At 59.2% G+C, this 15,574-nt stretch carries 13 protein-coding genes; 4 read left to right on the forward strand and 9 right to left on the reverse strand.

Going from position 1 to position 15,574, the window contains the following annotated elements; translation table 11 throughout:
- Positions 1–14: 14 nt before the first annotated feature.
- Complete coding sequence (locus tag HS103_06835) at positions 15–1,418, forward strand: chloride channel protein (protein ID MBE7512512.1); 1,404 nt, start codon at positions 15–17, stop codon at positions 1,416–1,418.
- On the opposite strand, the gene HS103_06840 is transcribed toward HS103_06835, so the two are convergent.
- The 4 genes from HS103_06840 to fabG form a co-directional block, all read right to left on the reverse strand.
- Complete coding sequence (locus tag HS103_06840) at positions 1,350–2,780, reverse strand: protein kinase (GenBank protein ID MBE7512513.1); 1,431 nt, start codon at positions 2,778–2,780, stop codon at positions 1,350–1,352. The two genes, HS103_06835 and HS103_06840, sit on opposite strands and share 69 nt — an antisense overlap.
- Positions 2,781–3,087: 307 nt before the next feature.
- Positions 3,088–3,606, reverse strand: coding sequence for a flavodoxin (locus HS103_06845; protein ID MBE7512514.1), 519 nt, complete (start codon positions 3,604–3,606; stop codon positions 3,088–3,090).
- A 286-nt stretch (positions 3,607–3,892) separates the two neighbouring features.
- Entirely contained in the window at positions 3,893–5,902 is a 2,010-nt protein-coding gene (gene tkt / locus HS103_06850) for a transketolase (GenBank protein ID MBE7512515.1), read from the reverse strand.
- Positions 5,903–6,317: 415 nt separating this feature from the next.
- Positions 6,318–7,067, reverse strand: coding sequence for a 3-oxoacyl-[acyl-carrier-protein] reductase (fabG, locus tag HS103_06855; GenBank protein ID MBE7512516.1), 750 nt, complete (start codon positions 7,065–7,067; stop codon positions 6,318–6,320).
- Between the two features lie 78 nt (positions 7,068–7,145).
- Here fabG and HS103_06860 point away from each other — a divergent pair, with 78 nt between their 5' ends.
- The gene (locus HS103_06860; protein ID MBE7512517.1) at positions 7,146–7,364 is read left to right on the forward strand and encodes a DUF951 domain-containing protein; all 219 of its coding nucleotides are present in this window, start codon (positions 7,146–7,148) and stop codon (positions 7,362–7,364) included.
- 352 nt (positions 7,365–7,716) lie between these two features.
- On the opposite strand, the gene nagA is transcribed toward HS103_06860, so the two are convergent.
- On the reverse strand, positions 7,717–8,877 hold the full coding sequence (gene nagA / locus HS103_06865) for an N-acetylglucosamine-6-phosphate deacetylase (GenBank protein ID MBE7512518.1): 1,161 nt from the start codon (positions 8,875–8,877) through the stop codon (positions 7,717–7,719).
- A 306-nt stretch (positions 8,878–9,183) separates the two neighbouring features.
- Positions 9,184–10,770, reverse strand: coding sequence for a peptidoglycan DD-metalloendopeptidase family protein (locus HS103_06870; GenBank protein MBE7512519.1), 1,587 nt, complete (start codon positions 10,768–10,770; stop codon positions 9,184–9,186).
- A 158-nt stretch (positions 10,771–10,928) separates the two neighbouring features.
- Here HS103_06870 and HS103_06875 point away from each other — a divergent pair, with 158 nt between their 5' ends.
- Both HS103_06875 and HS103_06880 read left to right on the forward strand, forming a co-directional pair.
- Positions 10,929–11,438, forward strand: a complete 510-nt coding sequence (locus HS103_06875; protein ID MBE7512520.1) for a hypothetical protein — start codon at positions 10,929–10,931, stop codon at positions 11,436–11,438.
- Between the two features lie 555 nt (positions 11,439–11,993).
- Positions 11,994–12,221, forward strand: a complete 228-nt coding sequence (locus HS103_06880; protein ID MBE7512521.1) for a hypothetical protein — start codon at positions 11,994–11,996, stop codon at positions 12,219–12,221.
- A gap of 221 nt (positions 12,222–12,442) precedes the next feature.
- On the opposite strand, the gene HS103_06885 is transcribed toward HS103_06880, so the two are convergent.
- The 3 genes from HS103_06885 to HS103_06895 all read right to left on the reverse strand — a co-directional run bounded on the left by HS103_06885 (position 12,443) and on the right by HS103_06895 (position 15,539).
- On the reverse strand, positions 12,443–13,717 hold the full coding sequence (locus HS103_06885) for an argininosuccinate synthase (protein MBE7512522.1): 1,275 nt from the start codon (positions 13,715–13,717) through the stop codon (positions 12,443–12,445).
- 7 nt (positions 13,718–13,724) lie between these two features.
- Positions 13,725–14,222, reverse strand: a complete 498-nt coding sequence (locus tag HS103_06890) for a hypothetical protein (GenBank protein MBE7512523.1) — start codon at positions 14,220–14,222, stop codon at positions 13,725–13,727.
- Positions 14,223–14,330: 108 nt separating this feature from the next.
- The gene (locus tag HS103_06895; GenBank protein ID MBE7512524.1) at positions 14,331–15,539 is read right to left on the reverse strand and encodes an aspartate aminotransferase family protein; all 1,209 of its coding nucleotides are present in this window, start codon (positions 15,537–15,539) and stop codon (positions 14,331–14,333) included.
- Between the last annotated feature and the right edge of the window lie 35 nt (positions 15,540–15,574).

Here is a 15,574-nt window from a genome sequence, read left to right on the forward strand (position 1 = left end):
GGGAGTGCCTCTCTATGCAGCCTTCTGCCACCTTCGCCGAATATCGAATCATCGTCTTGGTCAGTCTCAAATGGATACTGTTGGGGGTGTTGGTCGGTCTTTTTGCCGGAGTTGCTTCGGCAGTCTTTCTTGTCGGGTTGGAGTGGGCGACGGCGACGCGCCTAGCCAATCCCACGCTCTTAGTGCTGCTGCCCTTGGCTGGTTTTGCCGTTGGGTGGGTCTATCATCGTTTGGGGGGCGCTGCCGGGCGGGGGAGCAACCTTGTCATTGAGGAAGCCCGCGCCACCCGCGCCCGCATCCCGCTCCGCATGACGCCGTTGGTCTTGGTTGGCTCTGTCGTTGGGCATCTGTTTGGGGCGTCCATTGGGCGGGAAGGTTCGGCGGTGCAGATGGGCGCAAGTCTGGCGGATACGCTCCGGCGCGTCCTTCGCCTTCGCCATCGAGATCGGCGCTTGATGATCATGGCGGGCATCAGCGGCGGCTTTGGGGCGGTCTTTGGGACGCCCATCGCCGCGTTTTTGTTTGGGATGGAGGTGCAGTCCGCCGGGCGGATTCGCTACGATGGGCTTGTGCCGTGCTTCGCCGCCGCCTTCGCCGGCGATTGGATCGTCCGCAGGCTAGGGATTCATGACGCGCATATCTCCCATCTGCCTGACCTCTCCGTAGACCCCATTTTAGGTGTGAAGATCAGCCTTGCGGCAATCGCCTTTGGGGTTATGGCGCTTGCCTTCATCGAATTCACCCACGCCGTGAAACACCTTGCCAAACGGATCGCCTATCCACCGCTGCGCCCCTTTCTGGGCGGGGTCGTGATCCTTGCCCTGACGGGCATCCTCGGCACGAACGATTACTTGGGGCTAGGCTCGCCACTCATCGCCGCTGCCTTAAACGGTACAGGAGTCCCGACCCTCGCCTTCTTTTGGAAGATGATCTTCACTGGCATCTGCTTGGGGATGGGCTTTGTCGGTGGGGAGGTGACGCCGCTCTTTTTCATGGGGGCAACGCTTGGCTCTGTGCTTGGGAAGCCACTCGGCATTGAGCCGACCCTCTTAGCGGCGGTGGGCTTTGTGGCGGTGTTTGCGGCTGCCAGCAATACCCCGCTTGCCACGGCGATCATGGGGGTGGAGCTTTTCGGCGGCGGGGCGATTCTTTACCTCTTTCTGGGGACGCTGATCAGCTACCTGACCGTCGGGCATCGGGGGATTTATGGGTCACAGATGGTCGCCGTCACAAAGGCATATGGCGTGCCAATTCGCAGCGAATCAACCCTTGAAGAAGTCCAACACAAACGACAGGAACAGGCGAACGGATCGGTTTTCGCTCGCCTGCTCTCGGTAGGGTTGTTTTCCCTAAGACGACCACGCACTCCAGACGAACAACCAGAGGACGATCAAGCCAATGACGGCAATGGCGGCTAGACCCGCCAGAAGCAGCGTCGCCATCTCCAACCGTGCGGGCGGGGGGATGTATTGGTAGCTGTAACTTTGGCTATAGCTCTGCAAGAGATCGCTGCGCGTGCCGCTCGTCCCGCTGACGGGCTGGTTTTGTCCCGGATTCGGTGTGTAGGTGGGAATGGGCATCACCCCTTGCGGCGGCGGGGTATAGGCGGGCGGCGGCTGAAAAGTCTGGTTGCCCAGACTGCCAAAGCCACCGCTCACCGGACGCGAGGGGTCGGGCGGGGTATAGCTCCCCCCCTGACTGATCGTTGGCGCTTGCGGCGTGCCCGGCGCCCCGCCGGGCTGGTAAGGTTGGGCGTAGGGCTGCGGCGTCGATTGAATGGGCGCGACAGGCGGCAAAAAGACAGGTTTCGCCGCCCCGCTGCTTGGGTCGGGCGGCGGCTGCGGGCTGCTCTTATCGGGCATGATCACGTTTGGCGCAGCGCGTGTGCCAACAGGTTTGGGGGCTGCCTGTGTTGGCGGTTTGGGGGGCGTTGCCGATGATCCCATCCCTTCGGTGACAATCTGCGCCAAGATGCGCCCCAATTGGTCGGCGTTGCGGTAGCGCTGTTCTGGCTCTTTGGACATCACCTTGTGAACAAGCCAATCCAAGCGCTGCGGGATACTCGGATTCACATCGCGCACATGGGGAATCTGTTCCTTCACATGGGCAAGGGCGAGTTCCTCGCCAGAATTGCCGCTGTAGGGGAGCTTTCCGGTGAGCATCTCGAACATAACGACGCCAATGGCATAGACATCGGAGGCGGGCGTTGGCGGCTCACCGCGTGCCTGTTCGGGAGCAAAGTAATGGGGACTCCCCCAAACGACATTCGTCCGTTGGCGCTCCCCTGCCTGTGTCTGGGAGATCGCTTGGGCAATGCCAAAATCGGTGATCTTCACCATGTCGCCGCTGGTCATCAGAATGTTTTGCGGCTTCACATCGGCGTGAACAAGTTCAGAGCGGTGGGCGTAGCCCAAACCGGCGCAAATTTGCACGGTGAGGTTCATCACGCGCTCAACAGAGAGCGGCGCGGCGGAGCGGACGATCTTTTTCAGGTCTTGCCCATCGATGAATTCCATGACCATGTAATAGGTGTTGCCGTCTTGTCCGACATCGTGCAAGGTGACGATGTTGGGGTGGGCAAGGTTGGCAACATTCCGCGCTTCTTGCCGAAAGCGAACAAGGAATTGGGGGTCGCTGGTCAGGCTAGGGCGTAGGATTTTGATCGCCACTGAACGGCTGAGGGCGAGATCGGTTGCCTTATAGACAACCGCCATCCCGCCCGATCCCTGTTGGGCGACGAGTTGATAACGTCCGTTTAAGATGGTTTCTTCGGCTGCCATGAGCGAGTTTCTCCCTGATCCTTGTTCATTGTACCCTTGTTTAGGGGTAATCGGGGCGGAAAATCAGCGCCCAATTTGTGGGGGTATATGGCGGCGGGCGGTTGTCTGGAGGGGATGCGGCGAATGGCGCGGGGAAACACATAGCGCGGGGTTAAAACGCCCGCGCTAAGAATAACCACCCCGTTGGAGCTTAAGACGGACGCGGGGGAATTGCCTTCAAGCCCCGTAGGGGTGGTCAGCCTTAGCCCGCTGCTTTAGCGGCGGGCGGTTGGGGGGCGTCCTTACATAGGTGTGGAGGGTGCGCTGGCTAGACGGGCAGTTTCTCCCGCAGCGCGTCCGCAATCCCTTGCGCCCAAGCATTGATCGACGCCCAATCCCGAAAATCACCAACCGGCGCACGCACCGTGCGGATGATCAAACGCTCTGCGAAATTCAGTTTCTCCAGATTGAGAACGCCATGGAAAAAGGCAATGGCGCGGGGCTGAATGGCTTCAATCGTTTGCCGCATAGTGTCTGGGTAGCGATAGCCCTTCATCAGTGTAGAGGCATCGCCCTCGCCCGTCGGTCCGCTGGAGAACAACCACACCGGTTTTTGGCTAAGAATCAGGCTGTGTTGTTCCAAAAGATGGGTCACTGGCTTTAACCACTGTCCGGCATAGACGCCGCTCCCGATAATGACGGCGCTGTAGGGCGCCACATCCTCGATCTCCTCGGCACGACGCACTTCCACAGGGAAGCCATCGGCATGGAGCATCGTCCCAATCCGTTCGGCAATCCCTGCTGTCCCCCCATATTTGCTGGCATAAGCAATAAGAATAGGTAGCATGATCGTTTTACTCCTTCACCATCTCCCATCTTTAGGGATACATCACCTAGGGAGGGAAGGGAAGTATCATTTGTCACCATATTCTTAGGAGGGTGGGGCAAATGGGAATAAAGGGAGTGGGCGACCACAGCGGGTCGCCCCTAGGGAACGGCGTGCAAGCGGAAGTACAGGACGAAAAGACGTGTGCGGAAAGCGCGGTAAGCGTCTCCCCCTGATCTCAGCCCCGTGCTTTAGCGCGGGGCTGCCAACGCGCACAATCGGTGCGGCTGATGTGCCACACGCCCCCTCACCGCCCAATGAGTTCCCGTGCCGCCCGCACCACCGCCTCGCTGGTAATGCCCAATTCCTTGTAGATTACTTCTTGCGGGGCAGACGCGCCAAAGCGATTCAGCGCCACAATCCGCCCTCGCTCGCCAATGTATTTGTGCCATCCCATAGGAACACCCGCCTCCACCGCGACGCGGGCGCTGACGCTTGGCGGGAGAACGGCATCACGGTACGCCTGATCTTGCTGATCGAACAGTTCCCAACTGGGCATACTGACCACCCGCGCCGCAATCCCTGCCGCGCTCAAGGTTTCGGCTGCCTCCATAGCGAGGGAAAGCTCTGACCCTGTTGCCAAGAGCAGCACCTCTGGCAGCCCATTGGGAGCATCCGCCTTGATGTATGCGCCACGCGCCACCGCCTCTAGGACGCCTTCCGGCGCATAGACGGGGAGTTTCTGGCGGCTAAAAACGAGGACAGTCGGCGTTTTCAGCGTCATTGCCGCCCGCCATGCGCCAACACTTTCATTGGCATCGCCCGGACGGATCACCGTCAGGTGGGGGATTGCCCGCAGCGCGGCAAGGTGTTCCACCGGCTGATGTGTCGGTCCATCTTCCCCAACGCCGATGCTGTCGTGGGTGAAGATGAAAATCGGCGCGATTTCCATCAGCGCGGCGAGGCGGATTGCCGGACGCATGTAATCGGAAAAAGTCATGAAGGTTGCCGTGTAGGGCTTGATGATTCCACCATGCAGGATCAACCCATTGGTGATCGATCCCATGGCGTGTTCCCGAATTCCATATTGCAGGTTGCGCGCTGCCCGATCCACGCCCGAAAACAGACGCGATTCCTTGATCTGCGTTTTGGTCGAACTGGAGAGATCAGCATCACCACCAATGAAGGTGGGGACACGTTTGGCAATCGCGTTGAGCGCATCCCCGTTGGCGTCACGGGTTGCCATCGGTTTCGTCCCGATGGGGTAAGTTGGCAGGCTGCTATCCCACCCCTCTGGCAGGCGTCCGGCAAAGGCATCCTCCCAGAGTGCCGCCATTTCGGGGTACTGCTGTGCATAGGCGGCAAACAGGCTGTTCCATTCTTGTTCGTGCCGCGCCCCTTGGTCAATCGCGCTGCGCATATGCTCCAAGACCTGACCGGGAATCAGAAATTCTGCCGCCGGGTCCCAGCCCAAAACGCGCTTTGTCAGTTTCACTTCCTCTGCGCCCAATGGTTCCCCGTGTGCTTTGAATGTCCCTGCCTTATTGGGGCTGCCAAAGCCGATAATCGTCCGCACGGCGATCAACGTTGGGCGGGATTCATTCGTCGTCGCCGTCTCAATAGCGTGGGCAATCGCCTCAATGTCGTTGCCATCTTCAATTTGGATGGTTTGCCAGCCATAAGCGTCAAAGCGCTTGAGAACATCCTCACTGAAGGCAGCGGCGGTGGGCGCGGAGAGCATGATCTGGTTGTCGTCATAGAGGACGATCAGCTTGCCCAGTTTGAGGTGTCCGGCAAGCGACGCCGCCTCCGACGCAATGCCTTCCATCAGATCGCCATCACTGGCAATCACATAGGTGAAGTGATCGATCAGCGGGAAATCGGGGCGGTTGAAGGTGGCAGCAAGGAATGCCTCGGCAATCGCCATTCCTACGGCGTTCCCAAAGCCTTGCCCAAGCGGACCCGTCGTTGTCTCTACGCCCGGTGTCAGGTGGCTTTCGGGGTGTCCGGGGGTGATGCCCCCCCACTGGCGAAACTGTTTGATCTGATCGAGCGTCACCTCGTAGCCCGTCAGATGGAGCAAGCTGTAGAGGAGCATCGACCCATGTCCGGCGGAGAGGACAAACCGATCTCGGTTGATCCAATGCGGGTTACGGGGATTATGGCGAAGGTAACGCTGCCAGAGGGTATACGCCATAGGCGCTGCGCCAAGCGGCAGCCCCGGATGCCCAGAATTTGCCTTTTGCACAGCGTCTATGCTGAGTGTCCGAATGGTGTTGATCGACAATTGATCGAGCGAGACAGCAGAATCAGTCACGGCGGTGTCCCCCTAAACAGACCAATAAAACGTCTGTCAATTGTGGCGCAAGGGAGCGCCTCTTGCCACATGACTCCTATGACCCCTAACGGAAAGAACCCCTATCCCCTCCCACCCCTTTCCTTGCAAGCGGGGAAAGGGGGTGAGAGTCCCTCTCGTTGTTTATGGGACGGCTGCTTTCAGCCCGCTGCTTTAGCGGCGGGCGCATACCATAGGTGAGGCGGCGCAGCGCGGGGCTAAAGCCCTCGCGCTAGGAATGATCACCCCGTTGGGGCTTGAATACACAATGCCTTGCCTTCAAGCCCCGAAGGGGTGGCTGCTTTCAGCCCGCTGCTTTAGCGGCGGGCGCTCACGCAGGGGGATGGGCGCAATGCATTGCGCCCCTACTATCAACATACCCTAGCTCACAGACGGCTCAACCCATGACCAGTCCGCCATCGACGGTGAGAATTTGTCCAGTGATGTAGCTTGCCTCATCTGCGGCAAGGAACGCCACCGCATAGGCAATATCTTCCGGCGATCCATAGCGTCCCAAAAGAATCCGTTTGTCTAGTTCCGCTTTCATCTCTGCCGCAAGGGTGCTGGTCATATCGGTGGTGATGAATCCCGGCGCAACGGCGTTCACGGTGATATTGCGGGCGGCAAGCTCCCGCGCCAACGATTTCGTCAAGCCAATCAAGCCGGCTTTGCTGGCGGCATAGTTGCTCTGTCCGGCTTGCCCCGTCAGCCCGACAACGCTGGTGATATTCACAATTCGCCCGTAGCGCTTGCGCATCATCACCTTCGAGGCGGCGCGGGCGCAGTTCCACGCGCTTTTCAGGTTCGTCGTCAAGACGGTATCCCAATCCTCCTCTTTCATGAGCATGATCAGGTTATCCCGCGTGACGCCGGCGTTGTTGATCAAAATGTCGAGCTTACCATAGGTATCTACCGCCGCTTTGATCAGAGTGTCTGCCTCGGCAAGGTTGCTCACATCGGCTTTGACGGCAGCCGCCTTCCCCCCCGCCGCCGTGATCGCCGCCACGACCTCCTCGGCGGCGCTGGCGCTGCTGTGGTAATTGACAATGACGCTCACCCCTGCTTTTGCCAGTTCAAGGGCAATGCCCCGTCCAATGCCACGACTTCCGCCAGTGACAATAGCGACGCGCTCTGCAAATGTGGGCATAACTGGTAACTCCTAAACGGTGTTGATTGTTCGGCACATGGTATGATTCCACTATAGTACCGCAAGGAATGGGGATATATGCCAACGAAAACACCCCTTCAAATTCAGATTGGGGATACGATCCAAATGCGGAAGGTACATCCCTGCGGCTCAGATCGCTGGACGATCTATCGGGTGGGGGCGGATGTGGGGATCAAGTGCGCTGGCTGTGGGCGGCGGGTCATGCTCACGCGGCGGGAATTCGATAAGGCGGCGAAGGCGAAGCTCCCGCCCGCACCAGAGAGCGACGAAGGCTGAAGATCATGGCTGGACGGGACGCGGGAAGGGCGCGGGGTTAAAACACCCGCGCTAGGCATAATCACCCCGTTGGGGCTTAAAACGGAATACACCGTGTAGCATTTGCCTTCAAGCCCCGAAGGGGTGGTCAGCCTCAGCCCGCTGCTTTAGCGGCGGGCGATCATGGCTGGACGGGACGCGGGGAGGGCGCGGGGTTAAAACACCCGCGCTAGGAATAATCACCCCGTTGGGGTTTAAAACGGAATACACCGTGCCGCATTTGCCTTCAAGCCCCGAAGGGGTGGCTGTTTTCAGCCCGCTGCTTTAGCGGCGGGCGATCATGCGTTATCCCGCCTTTTCACTGTGTTTGTACTTAGGACTTCCGCTGATAGACGACGTTCCCCCCAACGATGGTGATTTGTATCTCCCCGTGCGAATCGAGAAGGATCAGATCGGCGTCATAGTCAACGCGGATCATGCCCTTTTGCCCCCCGTACCCCGCTTGGCGGGCGGGCGTCGCGCTTGCCATGCGGCTGATCGTCGTCCAATCCAACCCCGTCACCGCCCGCGCATTGCGCACCGCCTGATCCATCGTGACGATGCTCCCCGCCAATGTGCCATCGGCAAGGGTCGCCTCGCCGTTGCGCACCGTCACCGCCTGCCCGCCGAGGTCGTAAATGCCATCGGACATCCCCGCGCCGGCAATGGCGTCTGTGATCAGGGCAACCTGATCGCTCCCCTTTGCCGCCGCGACAAGGCTCACCATTGCGCCGTGAACATGGAACAGATCGGGGATAATCTCGCAGGTGATGCGTGGGTCGGTCAAGACCGCGCCAACGACGCCCGGTTTGCGGTGGTGGAGTGGGGTCATGGCGTTAAACGTGTGTGTGGCGTGGCTAATCCCCATATCGAAGGCGGCAAGGGCTTCCTCATAGGTCGCTTGGGTATGCCCGATAGAGACAACGATCCCGCGTTCGAGACAGGCGCGGATGAACGCCCGATTCGCCTCAATTTCGGGGGCAACCGTCGTGAGGCGGATCGCCCCCGTCGCCAGCCAGCGCTCATATTCGGCGGGGTCGGCGGGGCGGACAAACGCCCCATTTTGCGCCCCCTTTGCCTTCATGTTGATATAGGGTCCCTCAAGGTGCGCCCCCAAAACCGCCGCACCGGGCATCCGTTTGCCCATGTGTGCGGCGACATTCTCAAGGGCGCGGTGCGTTGCCGCGTCGGAGTTCGTCACCGTTGTTGCCAGCCATCCCGTGACCCCCTTTGAGGCAAAGAAGGTGGAGAGCGCCGCCAACGCTTCGGGCGTGCCGTTCATCGTATCACAACCGATGCTGCCATGGACGTGGATATCGATGTAACCGGGCAAGACGACCCACCCTTCATCGCCCCGCCCGTTCAGGTAGTCATCAGCGGGGGGCGGGTGGTGTTCGCCGATAACGGCAATACGCCCCTTATCGAGCAGCAGCCATCCTTTTGTGAGCGTCCCGCTAGGGGTGATCAGCGTGGCGTTGTCAATCAACTGGGTCATGGGTTGTTCGTATCTTTCTTGATATTGAAAAAACAGGTTACTCGCTGTGCAGTGTTTGGAGGAGATTTTGTCTATTGCAGTACCCTCACTGGTTGGTCTGCAACCAGCCTTCTTACAAGAAGGGCGGGCGTCGTTCGTTTACCCCATGATCACCACTGCCTGACCCATTGGTAATTATATCGTGATACGTGGGGCTGGCAACCATTAAGGGGTCAATCTCCTTGAAAAATACTGTAGGTTCTGCTGACCGTGTAACCCCAGTGATCCCGCCGCGAAAGCAGCGGACTGAGATCAATTACCCCTCCCTCACCCGCAGGACTCTACACCGGCGAGTTGAAAACCATCGACGGTGGCAATCGAGAGGTAGCCCGCCGAAAAGCGCACCATATCGCCGGGCAGCACCTCCAGTAGACGCGCCGCTGGCACTTGCGCCGCGCCGCCCGCGTAAAGGGTCGTCACTCCCCGCAGGCTGCCATCTTCGGCATTGAACGCCATCAGCGAGCCGGAATCGGTAAGAGCGTACAGAACGCAGCCCGCCCCAATACCAAGCAGCGGGGCTTCACGGGGCAAGCCTGCTAAGCGTGCCGTCCAGCGCAGCGAACCATCGGCGGCATAGGCGTTTAGGTACGCGCCCTGTCCAGGGTACACGTACAGATTCCCTCCCGCATCCAGCGCCGCCGCCGCCGAACGCCCAAAGGGCTGCCCAATGTCCATCAGCCCGATGATCGTCCCATCCGGCACAAGCAGACTCGCCTGTGTGCCGACCAAGAGCAGAAACCCGTAGGGCGTGGCGATGGGAATGATCGGGGCGGGAGCGCCGCCCTCATAGCGAAAATGCCCCGTCGGGTCGATCACCCACAGGCGATCCACACCTCCCCGCTGCCCGCTAATGGCAACCAGATCGCCGCTGACAACGACATGTTCCAAATAGGCGCTGAGCGGGTCCGTCATCCAGTTCAAGCCGCCCTCGGCGGTGTAGCTGATAAGGCGGTGATCGTCGCTGAGGAAGGCGACGCCCCCCCCAAGTAAAAAGGGCGGGGAGCGCAAAGGGCGATCTGGCAGCCACGAGGCGACAAAGCGCCCTCCCTGAAAGAGCAGGACTTGATTCTCCCTCGTCCGCCCCAACAGACGCCCATCGGGAAGGGAGACGACCCCCAACAAGCCGTTCACACTCAGCCGCCACAACGAACGATTGCCCGGATCCATCATTTCGATCTGGTGTGTGCCGGCAAAGACGACGTTCCCATCGGGCAAGACGAGGGGCATCCCCAAAAGAGTTCCGGTGCTGGTGATCACATTCCGAAAGGCGGGTGTCAGGCGCAGCCGCCATTGTTCGGTGAACTCAATGGGGTGAAACCAGCCCTCCGAGAGCGGATCGCCAAAGGCGTAGCCGGGACCGCCCGCGCTCGCCCGCATCTGCCGAATCTCATAGTGAAGGTGAATGGCGCTCGCTTTGGGGTTGCCCACCGCGCCGATGATATCGCCCAACGAGACACACTGCCCCACTTTGGGAAAGGTGTAAGCGTTCACTTCTTCCATATGCCCATAGAGGGTGAAATAGGTGCTGCCATCGGGGAAAAGGTGTTCGAGAATGACCACCCCTTTTTCGTCTGCCCACCCCGCTGTATCGCTGAAGGTGACGCGCCCCCGCGCCGTCGCCCGCACCGGCTCGCCATAGCGCCCGAATGCCATATCGATGCCAGCATGGTAGCCGCCAAAGCCCGCCCGAAAAAAGCCAAAATCGTCATGCTCAATGCTGATTCCATCCAGCGGGTAGTCGATGGCGTTTACCACCCCGCAATCTACCTGTGGTTGGGCAAGGCTTGGGCGAATCATGCCCGCGCTGAGCAGCGCCAAAAGGGTGAGGACGATCAGGACGCGACGAAAACCCATAGGTTCATAATTTACCACTAAGGAACGGGGTGATCCTAACACACACCGGAGAACGGCTCAAGAAAGATATAGTGTTTTGATGTATCATCGACGGCGGATCGTCGTTTGAGGTGAACGACGTGCCAAACTTGCCAGCAGAGAAACCAAAGGGGATTTTAATGACCACTGAAATGCTTTTGATTGCCACACTCCGCCTGATTCATATTGTCTCGGCGGTGATCTGGGTGGGCGTTGCCTTCGCCCTTGCCATGATGATCGTCCCGCCGGTGAAGGGTGAGGAGGGAATGCGCTATATGAAAGCCTTCATGAATAAATCGCGCATTTCAATCATTTTCCCCATCGCAGCCAGCCTGACCACCCTCGCTGGAATCATCCTCTACGCGACCGGTTCGCCAAGCCGCTTTACCACGACGGGGAATATGGTTTTGGGGGTTGGCACGTTGGCGGGCTTACTTGCCTTTGGGCATGGGGCAAGCGCCATGCGGTCTCTAACGACAAAACTGACCCAAGCGCTAAATGGCGGGGTCTTGGACGAAAACCCCTCAATCTCCGCCACCATCCTCAGCGAACTGACCGCCCTCGTGGAGCGCTACCGCCGCAACGGGATGGTCAGTCTGCTGTTGAGTCTGATTGCCCTTGTGGGGATGGGAGCAGCCCGTTATATGTAGAGCGAAGGGAATGCGCCCTTCCCCCGCAAGGGTACACTTTTCAAGCCCCGAAGGGGTGGCTGCTTTCAGCCCGCTGCTTTAGCGGCGGGCAGTTGTCTGGAGGGGAGGCGGCGAATGGCGCGGGGTTAAAACGCCCGCGCTAAGAATAATCACCCCGTTGGGGCTTAAGACAGACGCGGGGGAATTGCCTTCAAGCCCCGAAGGGGTGGCTGCTTTCAGCCCGCTGCTTTAGCGGCGGGCGCATACCATAGACGAGGCGGCGAATGGCGCGGGGTTAAAACGCCCGCGCTAAGAATAATCACCCCGTTGGGGCTTAAGACGGACGCGGGGGAATTGCCTTCAAGCCCCGAAGGGGTGGCTGCTTTCAGCCCGCTGCTTTAGCGGCGGGCGGTTGTCTGGAGGGGAGGCGGCGAATGGCGCGGGGTTAAAACGCCCGCGCTAAGAATAATCACCCCGTTGGGGCTTAAGACGGACGCGGGGGAATTGCCTTCAAGCCCCGTAGGGGTGGTCAGTCTCAGCCCGCTGCTTTAGCGGCGGGCGCATACCATAGACGAGGTGGCGAATGGCGCGGGGTTAAAACACAGCCCGCTGACAGACGCGGGGGTCTTTGGCTGCTTTCAGCCCGCTGCTTTAGCGGCGGGCGCATACCATAGACGAGGCGGCGAATGGCGCGGGGTTAAAACGCCCGCGCTAAGAATAATCACCCCGTTGGGGCTTAAGACGGACGCGGGGGAATTGCCTTCAAGCCCCGAAGGGGTGGCTGCTTTCAGCCCGCTGCTTTAGCGGCGGGCAGTTGTCTGGAGGGGAGGCGGCGAATGGCGCGGGGTTAAAACGCCCGCGCTAGGAATGATCACCCCGTTGGGGCTTAAGACAGACGCGGGGGAATTGCTTTCAAGCCCCGAAGGGGTGGCTGCTTTCAGCCCGCTGCTTTAGCGGCGGGCGCTCACGGGTGGCGATGGGCGCAATGCCTGGCGTCCCTATGGGAATCACACTGTCAACAGAACCTAGTCGCGCTTGAACTTTGTGTAGTCGGGGGCGCGGTAACGGCTGCGCCCGCCGCCATCAATGTTGATCAGGGCGTCGATCTTGTTCGGCAAGCCAAAGAGGTGGATGAACCCTTCGGCATCCTTCTGATCGTAAATGTCCATCCGCCCGAACGAGGCGTAATCCTCACGGTACAGGCTGTTGGGGCTGCGCCGTCCGGTGACGATCACGTTTCCCTTATAGAGATCAAGGCGCACGTCGCCCGTCATGGGCTGCTGCGTCACATCGACAAAGGCATCCAGCGCATCGCGCAGGGTGCTGTACCACTGCCCGTTGTAAACGAGTTCGGCATATTTGATCGCCATCTGCAGCTTCATGTGGAGCGTCGCTTTGTCGAGGCAAATGCTCTCCAACGCCTGATGCGCCTTAAAGAGGATCGTCCCACCGGGCGTTTCGTAGACCCCGCGTGATTTCATCCCGACAAGACGGTTTTCGACCATATCGACCCGTCCAATACCGTGTTTCGCGCCGAGATCGTTCAGGGCGAGGAACAGATCAAGCGCCTCCATCGGAGCGCCATCGAGCGCCACCGGATAGCCCTCTTTAAAACTGATCTCCACCGCTTCGGTTAAGTCGGGAGCCTCTTGCGGGCTTTTGGAAAGGGTGAACATCGATTCTTCCGGTTTGTTCCAGGGATTCTCCAGCGGTCCCCCTTCGTGGCTCATATGGAACATGTTCCGATCCCGACTGTAGATCGATTTCAGCGTTGCCGAAACAGGAATCCCCCGTTCTTCGGCATACTCTACGGCGTCCTCCCGACTCCGAATGAACCAGCGGTCATCGCGCCAGGGGGCGATGATCCCCAACTTCGGGTTAAGCGCCATGACAGTGACTTCAAAGCGCACCTGATCATTGCCCTTGCCTGTACAGCCATGCGCAACGGCATCGCCGCCTTCTTCTTCGGCAATCTCCACCAAGTGGCGGGCGATCAGCGGACGGGCAAAGGACGTGCCAAGCAGATAATCGCGCTCGTAAATTGCCCCTGCTCGCATCGTCGGAAAAACGAACTCGGTCAGGAATTCCTTGCGCAGATCGCGGATGATCAATTTGCTGGCGCCGCTTTTCTTTGCCTTTTCTTCCAGCCCGTCTAGTTCGTCGCCCTGTCCCAGATCGGCGGTGAAACAGACGACCTCGCAGTTGAACGTCTCCCGCAGCCAGGGGACGATCACCGAAGTGTCCAGCCCGCCGCTGTAAGAAAGAACAACTTTCTTGTACTGTTGTGGTTGTTTCGACATAGTAGGTTTAGGTAATCCCCTCTGTGGGTGGTTGTATGGGTGGTTCGCTTGACGCATCCATCGATGATTTTACCGGTGTGTCTATCTCTGGCGGCAAATCGACAGAGACTGCCTTTGCTTGAAGGGCATCCTCCGCCGCCAAGAGTGCGCTGAGCTTTGCCCGCGCCTCCGCCTCTGTTTTGGTGATGATCAGTTGGTTCGGCAGCAGCCGCGCCATTGCCTGCAACAGGATATCGACAATGATCGATGCGCCAAACACAATGGCGATCCCATTGTTCGGATGTTTCCAACCGGGTAAGGCACGCATGCGCAAAATACCCTGTGGAATATGGCGCATTTTGCTCATATCAATCAGTGAATGGCACTTTTTCGATGTTTGGGACAAGGTGTTTAAATGCTTGAACACCATCTCGGCATTCGTGTACAGGTTGTCCATATGCCAGGGATCGGTGAAAACGATGTAGGCAACACGTCCATCTTCGATAAGTTCAAGATTCGCGGGCATGAGGCTGTTCCTTTTGCTCAGTGTCGATACCAATGTCGTGCCACTACCTCTCTTAGGAAGTGTAGCATGATGCCCAAAAGGTGATGGTATGTCTGCCTCTTATAGCGCTTACAGGGCTGCCAAGATGTCCGAAAGGCGTTCGACAAACGTATCGCAATCGGCTTTTTCAGCGATCAGCGGCGGGATCACTCGCAGGACGTTCTGCCCCGATCCCACCAAGAGCAGCCCCTTTTCTTGCCCCTTTTTGACAAGATCGGCAACGGCAATATCGAACTCCACGCCCAGCATGAAGCCCCGTCCGCGCACCTCGGTGATGTGTGGGCTGGTGATCTCCTCCAAGCGTTCTTTCAGGTAAGTTCCCGTCTCCCGAACATGGGTCAGGAAGGATTCTGCGTTGATCCGGTCAAAAACGTAGTTTGCTACCGCCGTGATCAATGGACCGCCGGCAAAGGTACTGCCGTGATCGCCGGGCTTGAGCGCCGCTCCCACCCGTTCGGTGACGAGGATTGCGCCGATGGGCAGCCCGCCCGCCAGCGGCTTTGCCAGCGTCATCATATCGGGCATGACGCCCCCCGCCGTGTGCGCCCAGAGGTCGCCTGTGCGCCCCAAGCCGCACTGCACCTCATCAAAAATGAGGAGCGCCCCCACTGAATCGCACCGCGCCCGCACCGCCCGCAAAAAGTCCGCCGAAAAGGGGTGAATCCCGCCTTCGCCTTGCACGGGTTCAAGGAACACGGCGCAGGTGTCCTCGGTGATCGCCGTCTCTAGGGCGCTGATCTCGTTGAAGGGGGCGACAGTGACGCCGGGCAGAAGGGGCTTGAAGGGGTCTTGATAGGCGGCTTTCGGGGTCAGGGAAAGCGATCCCATCGTCCGCCCGTGAAAGGCATGATCAAAACAGACCAGTCCGGCTTTGTGATGGTGACCGTTGGCGCGGGCGAACTTACGGGCAAACTTGATCGCCCCCTCGTTTGCCTCTGTCCCAGAGTTTGTGAAAAAGACGCGATCAGCAAAGCTGTGCGCCGTCAGCTTTTCGGCAAGCTGCACAGCGGGAATCGTGTGGTAGAGGTTGCTGGTGTGGATCAACTTTTGCGCTTGCGCCGCCAACACCTCGGCAATGCCCGGATCGGCATGACCGAGGGCGTTCACGGCGATCCCCGCCATAAAATCAAGGTATTCGTTGCCGGCAGTATCCCACACACGCATCCCCGCCCCATGCGAAAGGACGAACGGCGGACGGGCATAAACTTGGACGATGTGATCGCTCTCCACCCCCATGATGTGGGCGGCGGTCTGGTCGGGCGAAACAAGACTAGTCATGCGTTTCTTCCTTTTCTCTGCTGTCCTATACACAT

Source organism: Anaerolineales bacterium (assembly GCA_015075625.1).
Lineage (GTDB): Bacteria > Chloroflexota > Anaerolineae > Aggregatilineales > UBA2796 > UBA2796.

What these genes read in the sequence shown, in the direction of transcription:
- HS103_06885 (MBE7512522.1), bottom strand. Translation starts at nt 13,717, where the DNA reads ATGTCGAAACAACCACAACAGTACAAGAAAGTTGTTCTTTCTTACAGC.
- fabG (MBE7512516.1), bottom strand. Translation starts at nt 7,067, where the DNA reads ATGCCCACATTTGCAGAGCGCGTCGCTATTGTCACTGGCGGAAGTCGT.
- HS103_06845 (MBE7512514.1), bottom strand. Translation starts at nt 3,606, where the DNA reads ATGCTACCTATTCTTATTGCTTATGCCAGCAAATATGGGGGGACAGCA.
- nagA (MBE7512518.1), bottom strand. Translation starts at nt 8,877, where the DNA reads ATGACCCAGTTGATTGACAACGCCACGCTGATCACCCCTAGCGGGACG.
- HS103_06860 (MBE7512517.1), top strand. Translation starts at nt 7,146, where the DNA reads ATGCCAACGAAAACACCCCTTCAAATTCAGATTGGGGATACGATCCAA.
- HS103_06895 (MBE7512524.1), bottom strand. Translation starts at nt 15,539, where the DNA reads ATGACTAGTCTTGTTTCGCCCGACCAGACCGCCGCCCACATCATGGGG.
- HS103_06875 (MBE7512520.1), top strand. Translation starts at nt 10,929, where the DNA reads ATGACCACTGAAATGCTTTTGATTGCCACACTCCGCCTGATTCATATT.
- HS103_06835 (MBE7512512.1), top strand. Translation starts at nt 15, where the DNA reads ATGCAGCCTTCTGCCACCTTCGCCGAATATCGAATCATCGTCTTGGTC.
- HS103_06870 (MBE7512519.1), bottom strand. Translation starts at nt 10,770, where the DNA reads ATGGGTTTTCGTCGCGTCCTGATCGTCCTCACCCTTTTGGCGCTGCTC.
- HS103_06840 (MBE7512513.1), bottom strand. Translation starts at nt 2,780, where the DNA reads ATGGCAGCCGAAGAAACCATCTTAAACGGACGTTATCAACTCGTCGCC.
- HS103_06890 (MBE7512523.1), bottom strand. Translation starts at nt 14,222, where the DNA reads ATGCCCGCGAATCTTGAACTTATCGAAGATGGACGTGTTGCCTACATC.